The 14554-nt window shown below is 72.9% G+C and carries 15 protein-coding genes; 8 read left to right on the top strand and 7 right to left on the bottom strand.

The annotated features are described in order from the left end of the window. The first annotated feature begins 66 nt into the window (after window positions 1-66). Together RVR_RS05500 and RVR_RS05495 are read left to right on the top strand one after the other, a co-directional pair. A complete protein-coding gene (locus RVR_RS05500; RefSeq protein ID WP_202232766.1) occupies window positions 67-1725 on the top strand; it encodes an alkaline phosphatase D family protein in 1659 nt (552 codons plus the stop codon). A gap of 8 nt (window positions 1726-1733) precedes the next feature. Beyond that, complete coding sequence (locus tag RVR_RS05495) at window positions 1734-2621, top strand: discoidin domain-containing protein (protein ID WP_202232765.1); 888 nt, start codon at window positions 1734-1736, stop codon at window positions 2619-2621. A 41-nt stretch (window positions 2622-2662) separates the two neighbouring features. Here RVR_RS05495 and msrA read toward each other — a convergent pair whose 3' ends face one another. Further along, window positions 2663-3178, bottom strand: coding sequence for a peptide-methionine (S)-S-oxide reductase MsrA (msrA, locus tag RVR_RS05490; RefSeq protein WP_202238406.1), 516 nt, complete (start codon window positions 3176-3178; stop codon window positions 2663-2665). Window positions 3179-3447: 269 nt separating this feature from the next. Between msrA and RVR_RS05485 the strand changes: the two genes are divergently transcribed. After that, complete coding sequence (locus RVR_RS05485) at window positions 3448-3972, top strand: COG4315 family predicted lipoprotein (RefSeq protein ID WP_202232764.1); 525 nt, start codon at window positions 3448-3450, stop codon at window positions 3970-3972. A gap of 114 nt (window positions 3973-4086) precedes the next feature. Here the strand turns inward: RVR_RS05485 and RVR_RS05480 are convergent, their stop codons facing one another. Both RVR_RS05480 and fahA read right to left on the bottom strand, forming a co-directional pair. Beyond that, the gene (locus RVR_RS05480; RefSeq protein WP_202232763.1) at window positions 4087-4326 is read right to left on the bottom strand and encodes a DUF6059 family protein; all 240 of its coding nucleotides are present in this window, start codon (window positions 4324-4326) and stop codon (window positions 4087-4089) included. Between the two features lie 436 nt (window positions 4327-4762). Then, window positions 4763-5998: a fumarylacetoacetase gene (gene fahA / locus RVR_RS05475; RefSeq protein WP_202232762.1), complete on the bottom strand. Its 1236-nt coding sequence runs from the start codon at window positions 5996-5998 to the stop codon at window positions 4763-4765. Between the two features lie 618 nt (window positions 5999-6616). On the opposite strand from fahA, the gene RVR_RS05470 reads away from it, so the two are divergent. Both RVR_RS05470 and RVR_RS05465 read left to right on the top strand, forming a co-directional pair. Beyond that, a complete protein-coding gene (locus tag RVR_RS05470; RefSeq protein WP_202232761.1) occupies window positions 6617-8083 on the top strand; it encodes an SDR family oxidoreductase in 1467 nt (488 codons plus the stop codon). A gap of 94 nt (window positions 8084-8177) precedes the next feature. Continuing rightward, a complete protein-coding gene (locus RVR_RS05465; RefSeq protein WP_202232760.1) occupies window positions 8178-8627 on the top strand; it encodes an SRPBCC family protein in 450 nt (149 codons plus the stop codon). Window positions 8628-8827: 200 nt separating this feature from the next. Here the strand turns inward: RVR_RS05465 and RVR_RS05460 are convergent, their stop codons facing one another. The 4 genes from RVR_RS05460 to RVR_RS05445 all read right to left on the bottom strand — a co-directional run bounded on the left by RVR_RS05460 (window position 8828) and on the right by RVR_RS05445 (window position 11775). Next, window positions 8828-8989 (bottom strand): hypothetical protein, encoded by a 162-nt coding sequence (locus RVR_RS05460; RefSeq protein WP_202232759.1) that lies wholly within the window; start codon window positions 8987-8989, stop codon window positions 8828-8830. 581 nt (window positions 8990-9570) lie between these two features. Next, window positions 9571-10113, bottom strand: coding sequence for an NUDIX hydrolase (locus tag RVR_RS05455; RefSeq protein WP_202232758.1), 543 nt, complete (start codon window positions 10111-10113; stop codon window positions 9571-9573). A gap of 5 nt (window positions 10114-10118) precedes the next feature. Beyond that, complete coding sequence (locus RVR_RS05450) at window positions 10119-11240, bottom strand: adenosylhomocysteinase (protein ID WP_202232757.1); 1122 nt, start codon at window positions 11238-11240, stop codon at window positions 10119-10121. Continuing rightward, window positions 11170-11775 (bottom strand): hypothetical protein, encoded by a 606-nt coding sequence (locus tag RVR_RS05445; RefSeq protein WP_202232756.1) that lies wholly within the window; start codon window positions 11773-11775, stop codon window positions 11170-11172. Before RVR_RS05445 ends, RVR_RS05450 begins: the two co-directional genes overlap by 71 nt. Window positions 11776-11842: 67 nt before the next feature. Between RVR_RS05445 and RVR_RS05440 the strand changes: the two genes are divergently transcribed. Genes RVR_RS05440 through RVR_RS05430 form a run of 3 tightly spaced genes read left to right on the top strand, consistent with a single transcriptional unit; the run spans window position 11843 to window position 14407 of the window. Continuing rightward, window positions 11843-12964 carry a hypothetical protein gene (locus RVR_RS05440; protein WP_202232755.1) on the top strand — a complete coding sequence of 374 codons (1122 nt, stop codon included), beginning with the start codon at window positions 11843-11845 and terminating at the stop codon, window positions 12962-12964. After that, entirely contained in the window at window positions 12961-13629 is a 669-nt protein-coding gene (locus RVR_RS05435) for a YdcF family protein (RefSeq protein ID WP_202232754.1), read from the top strand. Before RVR_RS05440 ends, RVR_RS05435 begins: the two co-directional genes overlap by 4 nt. Before the next feature lie 19 nt (window positions 13630-13648). Then, entirely contained in the window at window positions 13649-14407 is a 759-nt protein-coding gene (locus tag RVR_RS05430) for a WbqC family protein (protein WP_237404582.1), read from the top strand. Window positions 14408-14554 lie beyond the last annotated feature (147 nt).

Below are 14554 nucleotides of genomic sequence, written 5' to 3'. Positions count from 1 at the left end.
TCGGACGTATTCCAGACATCTTCCGCTCGGCGACTGGTCGTACGGCCGCCATATGGCACCTTGCTAATGGACAGGCGGCCGACCCGGCTCCGGGCCGGCCGCCGGACGTTGGAAGGAGCCCCACGCGTGACATCCGACGAGTTCCCACGGCAGGCGGCACGGCACACCAGACGGCGGTTCCTCACGGTGACGGGCGCGGCGACCGCGCTCGCCTTCGGCGTCAACGTGGCGCACGCGGCATCGGCGGGCGCCGCCACCCCGCTGCCCGGCGACCCGTTCACCCTCGGCGTCGCCTCCGGCGACCCGCTGCCGGACGCGGTGGTGATCTGGACCCGGCTCGCCCCGCAGCCGTACGAACCGCTGGGCGGCATGCCCTACCAGGCGGTGCGGGTGGAGTGGCAGGTCGCCGCCGACGAGCGGTTCCGGCAGGTGGTGCGCTCGGGCACCGCGACCGCGCAACCCGAGTACAGCTACAGCGTGCACGTCGACGTGCGGGGGCTGCGGCCCGCCCGCCACTACTGGTACCGGTTCAGGATCGACGGCCACCTCAGCCCGGTCGGCCGGACCAGGACCGCGCCCGCGCCCGGGGACCGCCCGGACCGGCTCACCTTCGCCGTGGCCTCCTGCCAGTCCTGGCCGGACGGCTACTACACCGCGCACGCCCACCTCGCCGCCGAGGAGGTGGACGCGGTGCTGTTCGTCGGCGACTACATCTACGAGTACGGGATCTCCGCCGCCGGCGGCCTGCGCAACACCGCCGACCCGGTGCCCGACCAGTTCCGCACCGAGGCCGACACCCTCGACCGCTACCGGCTCCAGTACGCGCTGTACAAGTCCGACCCCGACCTGCGCGCCGCCCACCAGAACACGCCGTGGATCGGCACCTGGGACGACCACGAGGTGCAGGACAACTACGCCGGCGTGTACTCCAAGGCCCTCGACCCGGTCGAGGACTTCACGGTCCGCCGGGCCAGCGCCTACCGCGCCTACTGGGAGCACATGCCGCTGCGCACGCCCGCGCCGCAGGGCCCGGACTACCTGCTCTACCGCCGCTTCACCTTCGGCCGCCTCGCCGAGGTCAACGTCCTCGACACCCGGCAGTACCGCTCCGACCAGGCCGACGGCGACCTGTGGAAGCCGGACAACCCGGGCCGCGACGACCCGGCCCGCACCTTCGCCGGCGCCCAGCAGCGGAGCTGGCTGCTCGACGGCATGCGCGCCTCCCGCGCCACCTGGAACCTGCTCGCCAACCAGGTCGTGATGAGCAGGATGGACCTGGACGCGAGCGGCACCCCCACCTACAACATGGACGCCTGGGACGGCTACGCGGCCGAGCAGGCGGCCCTCCTCGACGGCCTGGCGGGGCTGACCGCCCGCAACCCCGTGGTGGTCACCGGTGACGTGCACGCCGCGTACGCGATGGACATGAAGCGCGACTTCGACGACCCCGACTCGCCGACCATCGGCGTCGAACTCGTCGGCACCTCGATCAGCAGCGGCGGCAACGGCGTGGACGTCTCGGTCAACGGCCAGAACTTCCTCGACCACAACCCGCACCTGAAACTCGTCAACGAGCGGCGCGGCTACATCGTCGTCGAGCTGACCCCGCACGAACTGCACGCGGCGTACCGCGCGGTGCCGTACATCGACCGGACCGGCGCGCCGATCAGCACCATCAGGAAGTTCACCGTGGAGGCCGGGAACCCCGGCCTCAACCCGGCGTAGGGGAGACCATGCCGAAGACGTCCCACATGGTGGCGCGCGCGGTCGCCGTCGCCGCCTCCGCCCTGGTGCTCGCGGTGTTCGGCGCGGCGGCCCCCGCACCGGCCGCGACACCCGCCGCCGTACCTGCCGCCGCCGCCCAGCAGCTCACGCTCGGGTCCGACGTGGACCACGTGGATGTGGACCCGGTGCCCTGCGCGGTCCAGGGCTTCCAGCTCCGCTTCGGCAACGCGGGATCGTCGGCCGTGTACGCCGACGCGTTCATCGACGCGCCCGCGCCGCTGACGGTCTCCCGGTCGCTGGTCTCCAGCTACCTGCCCGCCGGCTACACCCTCAAGGTCGAGATCGACGTGTCCGCGCCGCGGACGACGCCGCCCGGCGCCTACACGATCACCGTGCGCGCCGGGGACCAGCGGATGTCCCTGCCGGTCCAGGTCGAGCCCGCGCCGGTGAACGACACCGGCAACCTGGTCCGCTACATGCCCGTCTCCGCGTCGTCGGAGAACCTGCCGCACTACCCGGCCTGCGGGGCGGTCGACGGCGACCGCGACTCCGCGGACTGGGGTGTCACCACCGGGTGGAACGACGCCACCAAGGGCAGCTTCCCGGACTGGCTCCAGGTGACCTTCGACGCGCCCGTCGCGGTCGGCAGGGTGGACCTCTACACGCTGGACTCGGCCAAGTACCCCGCCGCCAGGTACGGACTGTCCGCCTGGGACGTGGAACTCCAGGTCGGCGGCGCCTGGCAGACCGTGGCCCAGGTGCGCGACAACACCGCGGGCGAGGTCAGCTCCGCCTTCGCCGCACAGACGGCGACGGCCCTGCGGGTGGTGACCCTCGCGAACAACGAGGGCGTGACCTACTCCCGGGTCGTGGAACTGGAGGCGTACGCGTCCTGAGCCGCCCGCGGCGCCGCGGCGGCTCCCCGCCGGCGGTGCGCTCAGCCGCGAGCGGCGCGCGCCGGCAGCTTCCAGTCCGGCCGCGGGAAGTGGCAGGTGTACCCGTCGGGGTACCGCTCCAGGTAGTCCTGGTGCTCCGGCTCGGCCTCCCAGAACGGGCCCACCGGCTCGACCTCGGTGACCACCTTCCCGGGCCACAGGCCCGAGGCGTCCACGTCGGCGATGGTGTCCTCGGCGACCGCCTTCTGCGCGTCGTCCACGTAGTAGATCGCCGAGCGGTAGCTGAGGCCGATGTCGTTCCCCTGGCGGTTCTTCGTGCTGGGGTCGTGGACCTGGAAGAAGAACTCCAGCAGCGCGCGGTAGTCGGTCCGCTCGGGGTCGAAGAGGATCTCGACGGCCTCCGCGTGCGTGCCGTGGTTGCGGTAGGTGGCGTTCGGCACGTCGCCACCGGTGTAGCCGACCCGGGTCGCGATCACGCCCGGCTGCCGGCGGATCAGGTCCTGCATCCCCCAGAAGCACCCGCCGGCCAGTACGGCCCTCTGCGTCTGCGCGGCCATCTCGGTCCTCCCACTCGTGGTCATGGCGATCCTGCACGGACGTCAACGCTTTCCGGTGCCGCGCGATTCCGGGGTCCGGTGGTCCCCTGCCCGGGAGGGCCCCCGTCCCCGCCGGGAGAGGGGGTTGCGCCACCACGGGGGCGGGCGGCGGCGCGGGCGTGCGCCGTCAGGGTGGACCGGGCGGCCCGCGGGTGTGCCGGGCACGGGACGGCGGCGGCGCGGGCGCGACGCTGTGATTCCCCTCCCCAGCTCACCTCCCGGAGCCCCTGATGAAGCGCACCGCCAGGGCGGCCACCTGCGCCGTCGCAGTCCTGACCGCCGCCGTGCTCACCGGTTGTTCCTCCGACGGCTCCTCCGGCGGCAGCGCCGCCCCCGCGGCGAGGCCGGCCGGGCCCTCCGCCTCCGCCAGCAAGCTGATCGCCAAGGGCCAGGCCACCGTCGCCACCAAGAGCGCCGGGAAGCTCGGCACCATCCTGGTCGACGGCAAGGGCCGCACCCTCTACCTGTTCCAGGCCGACAAGAAGAACACCGCCACCTGCACCGGCGCCTGCATCGCCGCCTGGCCCGCCCTGGTCACCACCAAGGGCGCGGCCAAGCCGGGCAAGGGCGCGGACAAGGGCCTGCTCGGCACCACCGAGCGCGCCGGCGGCGTCACCCAGGTCACGTACAACGGCCACCCCCTGTACCGCTACCTCGGCGACACCGAGGCGGGGCAGACCAACGGGCAGGGCCTCGAACAGTTCGGGGCGCTGTGGTACGTCGTGGACGCCAAGGGCAAGCAGGTCACGGGCTGACCCGAGCGGATCGCTCCGCCCCGGCCCGTGCCACCCTCTCCCGGCCGACCGTGCCCCGGCCGGCCCCGTCACGTCCGACCCGGCCCACCCTCTCCCGTCCGACCCGGCCGGGTCTCACGCGGCCGGGTCCTCGGGGAGGATCTGCTTCCACAGGGCCGCCTCCGCGGCGGACAGCGGCTGGTCGCGGACGAGCCGCTCGGGGTGGCCGGGCGGCGGCCCCCCGCGGTGGCCGGGGCCGCCGGCGCGGGCCGGCACCTCGTCGCCGTCCTCCGGGTCCGACCCGTGGGAGGTCAGCAGGAGCGTGACGCCGCTGCACCAGGCCAGGCAGGCCAGGGCGTCGTGGGCCTCCGCCACGAAACGCCACAGCGCATCCCGCCACGACCGTTCGCTCCGCCCCGGCCCCGCGGCCCACCGCTTCCGCCGCCCCCCGGCCCACCGGAACGCGCCCGCGTTCCGCCGCCGCGGGCCCCGGCCGCGCCTCACCGACACCACCGTCTGCCGCGCGCCCGCCCGCCGCGCCCCGCGCCGCAGGCCGCCGCGGTGACACCGACACCCGTGGGGGCACCGACACCCGTCGGGGCACCGGAGTGCGGCAGGCGTGCGGGGCCTGACCGTTCGGGCGCCGGCGTGCGGCACCGGCGTAACCACGCGCTGTTCACGATCTCTGTCTGCCCCATCGCATCATGGTCCCAACCGCTTCTTGCGCGCGGATCGAGCCCCGATACGGCTTCGTGGCGGCGGTGTTGCGGCGGTGTTCCGGCGGCCCGTCCCGCCGGCGCGGCCGCCGAGGTCAGGGGCGGGCCGGCAGGATGCGGGCACGCACCTCGGAGAGCGCCAGCCGGATGCCGTCCGGGCCCGGCGCGGTCGCCGTGACGGCCACCTCGTCGCCGTCCTCCAGGAACCCCCGCCCGCTGCCGTCGGGCAGCCGCAGCGGCTCCTCGCCGTTCCAGGTCAGCTCGATCAACGCCCCCCGGGTGTCGCGCCCGGGCCCGCTGACGGTGCCCGACCCGAAGAGGTCGCCGGTGCGCAGCGAGGCCCCGTTGACCGTGAGGTGGGCGAGCATCTGCGCGTACGTCCAGTACATGGTGGCGAACGGCGGCCGGGCGACGACGTGCCCGTTGAGCCGCACCTCGAGCGCGAGGTCGAGGCCGTACGGGACCGGCTCGGCGCGGTCGTCGAGGTAGGGGAGCGGGGCCGGGTCGCGCGGCGGCGGTGCGGTGCGGGCGTGCCGCAGCGCGTCCAGCGGCGTCACCCACGCCGAGACGGACGTGGCGAAGGACTTCCCGAGCATCGGCCCGAGCGGGACGTACTCCCACGCCTGGATGTCCCGCGCCGACCAGTCGTTGAGCAGGCACAGCCCGAAGACGTGGTCGTCGGCGCCGGCGAGCGCGACCCGGTCGCCCTGCGCGGAGGGCGTGCCGACCACGAAGCCGACCTCGGCCTCGATGTCGAGCCGCCGGGAGGGGCCGTACGACGGCGCCTGCTCGCCGGGCTCCCGGCGCTGCCCGCAGGGCCGTACGACGTCGGTCCCCGACACCACCACGGTGCCCGCCCGGCCGTGGTAGCCGATCGGCAGGTGCTTCCAGTTCGGCGGGAGCGCCTCGGCGCCCGGGCGGAAGATCCGCCCGACGTTCGAGGCGTGGTGCTCGGAGGCGTAGAAGTCGACGTAGTCCGCGACCTCGAACGGCAGGTGCGGCGCGGTGTCCGCGAGCGGCAGCAGGCAGGGCGCGACGGCGGCGCGGTGCCGCTCGTCGGTCAGCCAGGAGGTGAGCGCCGCGCGGACCCGGGTCCAGGCGGGGCGGCCCGCCGCCAGCAGCGGGCCGAGCGAGGGTGCGGCCAGCAGTTCCGCGAGGTCGGCGGGCGCGCCGGTGGCGCGGGCGGCGGCGCCGGCGTCGAGCACGTGGTCGCCGTAGCGCACGCCGAGCCGTCGCCGCGGGTCGCCGGCCGTGCTGAAGACGCCGTAGGGCAGGTTGTGCACCCCGAACGGCGCGTCGTGCGGGAGGTCCAACGGGTCGGCGGGGCTCAACGGACCTCCACGGGGTGGCGGGCGGCGGCGACGGGGCGCGGGGCGTGATCGCGGAAACGTCCCGAGGGTACCGGCGGCGTCCGGGGCCAGGCGGGGCGGCGGTGTGGCGCGGTGTGGGGTGGGCGGTGCGGTGCGGCGCGGTGCGGGCGGGGTGGTGCGGAGCAGCGCGGCGGGTGCGCGCTGCGGGAACGGGTTTGGAGCTGTCCGCGCGGCAAACGTAAAGTTCGCCCCATGACCGGGCGGGGACGAGGGCCCGGTACCCACGGGGATCACACGGAGAGCAGCGGTTTCATGACGGCGACCACGCAGGACCTGTACGGGCCCGGGCCCGACCCGGCCCCCGGCGGCGCGGGCGCGCCCGCCCAGGGCGCCCCGGACGCCCGGGATGCGCGTGCCGCGCGGCCCGCCCGGGACGGCGCGGCCGCCGCGGGCCGGGTGGCGGGTGCGGTGCCCCGCCAGGTCGGGGGACCGGAGACCGCAGGGCCACGGGCCGCGGGGGCCGAGACCGGGGGACCGCCGTCCGGTGGACCGGCTTCCGGGGAACCGGTGGGGGTCGTGGTGGAGGCCGTTCCGGGTCCCGGTGGACCGGCGGAGGCCGTTCCGGGTCCCGGTGGACCGGTGGGAGCCGTTCCCGGTTCCGGGGAACCGCCGGAGGCCCCCGGCATCGACCCCGACCGCCTCGCCCTGTGCCTCGCCGTGCTCGCCGAGCTGGACGACCTTCCGATCGACCACCCCGACGCCGTCGCCGTACGCCGCGCCACCGCCGGGATCTACCGCACGGTCAAGCAGCGCCGCCGCCAGGAGCGCCGGGCCGCCAAGACCGCCAACGACAAGTCCGTCACCGAGGCCACCGCCACCGGCGCGGCCGACCGGATCGACGACGAGACGCTCGGCGTCCAGCTCAGCACCTCCGTGACCACCGAACTCGCCGGCATCCTGGAGCGGCCGCGCTCCTGCTACGTCTGCAAGACCCGCTACGTCGAGGTCGACGCGTTCTACCACCAGTTGTGCCCGCCGTGCGCGGCCGAGAACCGGGCCCGGCGCGACGCCCGCACCGACCTGACCGGGCGGCGCGCGCTGCTCACCGGCGGCCGCGCCAAGATCGGCATGTACATCGCGCTGCGGCTGCTGCGCGACGGCGCCCACACCACGATCACCACGCGTTTCCCCAACGACGCGATTCGCCGCTTCAAGGCGATGCCGGACAGCGCGGACTGGCTGCACCGGCTGAAGATCGTGGGCATCGACCTGCGCGACCCGGCGCAGGTGGTCGCGCTCGCCGACTCCGTGGCGGCCGCCGGACCGCTGGACATCCTCATCAACAACGCGGCCCAGACGGTGCGCCGCTCGCCGCGCGCCTACAGCGAACTGGTCGCCGCCGAGGGCGCGCCGCTGCCCGCGGGTGAGCTGCCCGCCGCCGAGGTGATCGGCGCGTTCGGGTCGGGCGCCCAGACCGCGGCCGCGCTGCCCTCACCGCGCGGTGAACTCCTCACCCCGGACGACGTCACCGGCCTCGCCCTGGTCAGCGGGTCGGCCTCGCTCGCCCGGATCGAGGCGGGCACCGCGATCGACGCCGGCGGCCTCGTACCCGACCTCGACGCGAGCAACACGTGGGTGCAGACCGTCGGGGAGGTCGATCCGGTGGAGCTGCTCGAAGTCCAACTGTGCAACGTCACCGCGCCGTTCGTCCTGATCAGCCGGCTGCGGCCGTCGATGGCCGCGGCCGCGGCCCGGCGCAAGTACGTCGTCAACGTGTCCGCCATGGAGGGGCAGTTCAGCCGCGGCTACAAGGGGCCCGGCCACCCGCACACCAACATGGCCAAGGCCGCGCTCAACATGCTCACCCGCACCAGCGCGCAGGAGATGCTGGAGACCGACGGCATCCTCATGACGGCGGTCGACACCGGCTGGATCACCGACGAGCGGCCGCACCCCGACAAGGTGCGGCTCGCCGCCGAGGGCTTCCACGCCCCGCTGGACCTGGTCGACGGCGCCGCGCGCGTGTACGACCCGGTGGTGCGGGGGGAGCAGGGCGAGGACCTGTACGGCTGCTTCCTGAAGGACTACCGCCCGTCGGCTTGGTGACGCCGCCGCGGCATGGGTGACGCGCTCCCGGCGTGAGGGGGGTACGGGGCGTGTACGACGGGCTGCCGGCACCGGCAAGGCCTACGCTCGCCGGGTGGCCCTCTTCCTCGTCGAACGCACCACCGCCCTACCGCCGGCCGAGGCATGGCGGCGCCTGACCACGTGGGAACGGCACACCGCCACGGTGCCCCTGACCCGGATCGAGGTGCTGACCCCGCCGCCCTCGGGGGTCGGCACGGCGTTCGTGGCGCGCACGGGCATCGGCGGCGTGGGCTTCGCCGATCCCATGCGGGTCGAGGAGTGGCAGCCGCCGGGCCCCGACGGGTACGCGCGGTGCCGGCTGGTCAAGACCGGCCGGGTGGTCCTCGGCTGGGCCGAGATCGAGGTGCGCCCCCTCCCCGACACCGCCGGCTCCCGGGTCCGCTGGCGCGAGGACCTCCGTGTCCGGGGCCTGCCGGACGCGCTCTTCTCCCGTCCCACCGCGCTGACCGCCCGCCCGCTCTTCGCCCGCGCCCTCACCACCCTCCTCGCCGACCCCGCCTGACGCCCCCGGGTGCGCGGCGGAAGCGGGGCGGCCCGATTCCCGAAGCGGTGGCGGTGCCGGTCGGGAAGTCCCGCGGGTGGGTCAGGCCGGCAGCCGCCAACTCGGCCCGCCCGGCTCACCGAGCCACACGATCTGGTCCCACGCGGTGACGGTCATCCCGAACCCCCTCTGCCCGGGCCCACCCGCCTCCTGCCACCGGGTCAGTCGACCCGGACGAAGTCCGGCACCCCGGCGCTCGCCTCCGGGTCACTGAGGGCCCGCGTCGGCGCCCCGTCCGGCGCGCGGACCCGCGAGACCGTGATGCCGCACAGGCACGCCCCGCACCACAGCAGTCCGTAACCGACACGGCTGTCTGGATCCACGATGTACCGCACCCCGACCCGCGCGGCGCCGCAGTCCGGACACGGCACTCCGACGGTCCGACCGCGAGCACCCGCCACCCCAGCAAGCAGCCCCAGCCACGCGCTCCGTCCGCCCCCACCCCAACCCCCTTCTTCCCGCCCACTGCCGCCAGCCGTCCGGGATCACCGGTGAGGTACGGTTGCAACGCGCTGCCGGTCGTGACCACGAAGTCATCGACACCCCATGCGCCATGGATGGTCTGGGCGACTCCAGCGCCTCGGGCTCCACGGTCGGGCCGGTCTCCTCCTCCCACTCGCGTGCGGTTTCCTTCATCGGCCTGTTGATGCGTGCTTGGCCAGTATTCTTCCGCGCGTCGGGGTGTTCGAACACCCCGGATATGCCGCGTCGCCGGTAGTCAGGGGGTGTGCGAAGCGAAGCGATGGCTTGGCGGGTGGGCTCGGGGGAACACACCTCCCATCAGGGCCAGAGCCCGGTTCCGTGCGGCGATGGCCAGATCACTCTTAATGGCCTGTCACTGGACGGGCTTGGAGGCCGCCCCCGAGCGTCGGGGATCGCGGGCGCAGGGGGCCCGGTCTCGGGGTCAACCCAGTGCCTGGGCGACGCGCTGCCCCAACCTCTCGTCGTGCAGGGTGTTGACCGTTCGCCAGGCAGCGCCGGAGACTTCTTCGGCCTGGAGTTCGCCGATGTCGGCAGTGGTGCGGAAGAGGAAGCGGAAGTCGACGTGCCGGTGGGCGGGCTCGCCCTTGGCGGGGTTGGCCTCGATGGGGTGGATGTCGATGTGGAGCGGCGTCTCGCCGTGCGGGACGACGACGTGGGGCGGGATGCCGGTCTCCTCAGCGAGTTCGCGGGCGGCGGCCTGGAGGAGCGTCTCGTCCGAGGGCTCCAGGTGACCGCCGGGCAGCAGCCACTTCTGGGTCACGTTGTGGAGGATGTGCAGGACACGGCCGTCAGGGCCGACGAGGATGGCTCCTGCGGTGACGTGGCTGGGCAGCGTCTTGCGGTTGGTGAGGTCGTCGTCGCCGTCGAGGCGACCGAGGACGACACTGAGTTCGCGCTTGTCCTCGGGGTGTTCGTCGAGGTAGGCGGCGATGGTGGTGCGGATGTGGTTGGCCGTGATGGTCATGGTGATCACCTGTTGAAGTAGGAAAGCCAGGTCGCCGCGATGGCTTCGCGGTCGTGTGCGGGGACCTCATGGAGACCGGGGGCGAGGTCGCCGCGAGTGAGCATTCTGATCGCGGCGAGGATCTCGGCCTGGACCAGGAAGATGAAAGGTCCAACGCTGGCGCCGTGGATGAAGTTGACGGCGTTGCCGCCGTTCACCAGATAGAAGTAGTGGCCGGTGGTCTGGTAGCGGGTGACGTGGTCGCCGACCTGGCTGCGGGTGTAGACGTGGGGGAGCCCGGCGAGGTCGAGTTCGTCCTCGCTGCTGGTGACGGTGGCGACGTAGGCGCCGTTACGCAGGTGGGAGAAGTCCTCGCCGCCCAGGGAGGCAGCACCGGTCGCGCAGAGCACCAAGCCGGCCCCTGGCAGCGCGGCTTCACGGTCGCGGGCGACGGTGAAGCCCTGGGAGAGGGCCTGGGTGCGGCGGACCGGGTCGATGTCGAAGACGGTGACCTGGACGCCCTTGGCGTGCAGGAGGCGGGCGATCGACGAGCCGAGTTTGCCGAAGCCGATCACCAGGGCCGGACGGCCGTGGAGGATGTCGCCGCGATCGCGCATGACGGCCTCGGTGGAGAAGACGACGGACTGGCCGACGAGGAAGTCCTCGGGGTCCTTCAGGGGGGATCGGGCGACGGAGATGACGGGGCAGGGCAGTTTGTCGAGGTCCTGGTAGCGGCGGTGCCCGTTCTCGGTGTCCTCGATCACCCCGGCGAGGTGGCCGGTGAAGCGGTTGTGGACGTCGGCGAGGCTGGGGGCGAAGTAGCCGCCGACGTCCAGCAGGGCGACCGTCTGGCCGGCGGCACGGGATTCGAGGTAGTCCAGAGCGCCGTCGGCCCGGTCGAACATTTCGCGGGTGAGGGCGTCGACCATGTGCGTCTGCTCGACCTCGCGCTTCGCGTCCGGGTGGACAGACTTCGGCTTGGGCAGCACTGCGGTGAGCCGGGTCATCGTGGCGACCGCGCGGACGAACGCAGGACGTTCGGCCAGCAGGTGCGTGATGAGGAACGACGACGCCTGCTCACCCGGGGTGAACTGGGCGGCGATCCGGGCGAAGTAAGCGTCCAGCCGGGCGCGTTCGAAATTTTCCATGGCAGTCCCTCTCATCCGTTCCGTCCGGGGGCTGTGCGAGGAGATGCGGGTTCAGCGGGTAGGGCGGGTCCGAACGGCAGCCGGTCGGCGGCAAGGGCTGCGTCCAGGTAGGCGTCGGCCTTGACCATGCCCGGGCGACCGCCTCGATGCGCCGCCCGCGCTCAGCGGCTGTGGCCTTGGGTCCCAGGTGCGAGATGGCCGGGGCGGTGACGCCGTAGATGTCCGGCAGCACGAGCACGGCCAGTAGCCTGGTGAACGCCGCTGAGACGGGCCCGGCGGACGCGTCGCGGTCGGTGAAGGCGCCGGACACATGCATTTCGTGGGTACGGCAGTACTCCGCGAGCGAGGCGACCAGCGCGTCCTGCCGCACTGGGGAGACCCGTACCGGCCGCACGAAGCCGTAAACGACCGGGCCGCTGACCGCGCTGTGCTGCGTGAGGGATTCCATGTTCAGCACCGCCCGAGCGACTCGACAAGTGGTGACGCTCTGATCATGGCGTCCGGCCGACTCGCGGCCAATAACCAGCTGTTCCACTTTTGTTCCACTTCCGTCCCGCCAGCTGCACGGATCTGCTTCGATGACCGGTGGAAGGGAGCGACGTGTGGCGACCGTGCATCAGTGGACCGGCCTGGAGGCCAGGGCCCTGCGGCTCGCCCTGCGACTGAGCGTGCGGGCCTTCGCCCAGCAACTCGGCCTGGCAGTCGCGACCGTGTCCAAGTGGGAGGGCAAACTCGCCGGCACCGAGCCCAGACCCGACACCCAGGCCATCCTCGACACCGCCCTCGGCCGCGCGGACGCCGCTGTCCACCTGCGGTTCGAAACACTCCTGTCCGAGATGGCCAGCCAGGTGCAGACCACCAGCCGAGGCCGCGTCAGCGCGTACTGCCCCCGGGCCTGGGAGTATGAGTCCTGGGCCGACGACCTCGACCGCGTCGTGGTCGCCCTTTCCCGGCAGAACTTCGCCTTCGCCGACAACCTCCTCACCCGGTGGCTGAGCCGATTCGAGGCCCCCGAGCTGGACGAGAAGGGCCTGTATCTCTTCGCCCGTTCCACCGCCCTGCTCGGCGACCTCAAGCGCGACCAGGGCATGGTCCTGGGTCCGCTGTCCGCCCAGCACTCCTATGCCGGTGCCCGAGCTGCCTTCATCCAGCTCGACATCCCCCGCCGCGTCGCTCAGCTCGACCTGTCCCTCGCGGTCGTCACCGAGATGTCCGGGAAACTGGAGATCGCCGCCCGCAACTACGAGACTCTCGCCGTCGATGACCGGCTTTCCCGCCGCGACCGTGCCCGCGCGAGGCTGTGGGTGGGGACCGCGCTGAGCAAGGACGGCCAACACGATCATGCGACCCGCGTCATGCAGGCGGCGACCCGAGACTTCGAGGGCCTCACCGAACCGGATGACTGGTCGGTGGCCCACCAGAAACTCGCCCTCGCCCGCCGCGGCGCCGGCGACCTCAGCCAGGCCCTGCACTTCATCGACATCGCCCGCAACAGCGGGACGACCGACTCACCTATGCAACGCGTGCGCCTGGACACCGCTCATGGCCACATCCTGCTCTCCGATGCGGCGACCCGGGAGGATGGACTCCTCGTCCTCGACCAGGCTGCCAAGGTCGCCGCGCAGTACGGACTTGTGCACCAACTGCGCAGTATCGAGGGGGTCAGGGCCACGGGCGCGGGGGCGGCAGGCCCCCGGCAACGGCGATCAGGGAGAAATGCGTGAGCAACGACCAGCAGGGCATCACCGAGGACCAGTGGTGCCAGGCCGAGCTGATCTGGAACCACCACCGGATGCATCACGAGCTGCGGCCCGTCGACGTGGCGATCGGGCTGGGCAGCCACGATCTCGGCGTCGCGGCCCACTCCGCCGAGCTGTACCGCTCCGGGCTCTTCCCGACCCTGGTGTTCACCGGCGGCAACAGTCCCACCACAGCCAAGGTCTTCCCGCGCGGAGAGGCCGTCCACTTCCGTGAGCACGCCATCGACCTCGGCGTCCCCGCCGAGGCGATCCTGCTGGAACCGAACGCGGGCAATACCGGGCAGAACATCACCCTCTCGCGTGCGGTCCTCGTCGCCGCAGGCATCAGCCCGGCGTCGGTTCTGCTGGTCTCCAAGCCCTACATGGAAAGGCGGTCGTTCGCGACCGCCCGCAAGCTGTGGCCCGACGTCGAGATCCTCTGCGCGTCGGAGCCGCTGGAGCTCGACGACTATCTGAAGTCCATCGGCGACGAGAAACTCGTCCTGGACATGCTCGTCGGCGACCTCCAGCGGATCATCGAGTATCCCAAGCTCGGATTCGCCATCGAGCAGGAGGTCCCGGAGGACGTGCATGCAGCGTACGACTGCCTCATCCGCGACGGCTTCACCAGTCGCCTCATCAACTCCTGACCTGCCCGAGCCGGGCGGGTTGTGCGCCATCCACCAGCCGAATCTCCTGCCCCGGCTGACCACGCTGGCCAAGTTGTTCGCGGCGGACTACTGGATCGCCCTGGACGACGTCCAGTTCACCCGCCGCGACTACCAGCACCGTGCCCGCCTCGCGAACCTCGACGACCCGGCCGCTCTGCGGTGGCTTACCATCGCGACCCGCCTGCCGAGCGGACGGCACACCCTCATCCGCGACGCCGTGATCGACGACCCGGACCTGGCCCGTCGACGGACCGCGGGGATGTTGCGGCAGCGCTACGGGGCCAGCCCTCACTGGCCCGCCCTCGCCGATGCCCTGCATCCGGTGCTGGACGCATTCGACACCGGCAAGACAGCGACGGTTGCCGAGACATCCACCCGTGTCCTGCTGGACCTGCTGGGCTGGAAGGGCCAGGTCCTCACCAGCAGCCGCCTGCCGGCCCGGCCGGGCCGCTGCGTCAGGCTCGCGGACTTGTCCGCGGCGACCGGCGCCCGCGCGTACTTGTGCGGGACCGGTGGGATGGCCTATCTCGACCCCGCCCCGTTCACGGTTCAGAACATCGCCGTGGCCTCGTTCCGGCCGCCCACCACCGGCATCTGGTCTTCCGGCCGCCGCCTCAGTGCTCTGTGGGCCTTGGCCACCATGGGCCCGGACACCGTGGCAGCTCGCCTGCGGGCTCTCGCCGTCCCTCTCACGACGACCTGTCGCGGGCGGGTGGTGGACGGTTCGGTGCCCGTCGGGGTGCCCTCCTCCTCGTAGGTACGGGTGAGGAACTCGCGGGAGATGAGCTGCCGGGCCTTGGTGGCCTCCTCAACTGCCCCCTCGTCGCGCTGGAACGCAAACGCTGGACGTCCACCACCCCGCTGTGACGTCGGCGTCGGCCGGATCGTTGGCACCCGGGTGCCG

This window comes from Streptomyces sp. SN-593 (genome assembly GCF_016756395.1).
Lineage (GTDB): Bacteria > Actinomycetota > Actinomycetes > Streptomycetales > Streptomycetaceae > Actinacidiphila > Actinacidiphila reveromycinica.
The sequence above is the reverse complement of the archived record's forward strand: the minus strand, read 5'-3'. Positions and strand labels throughout refer to the sequence as shown.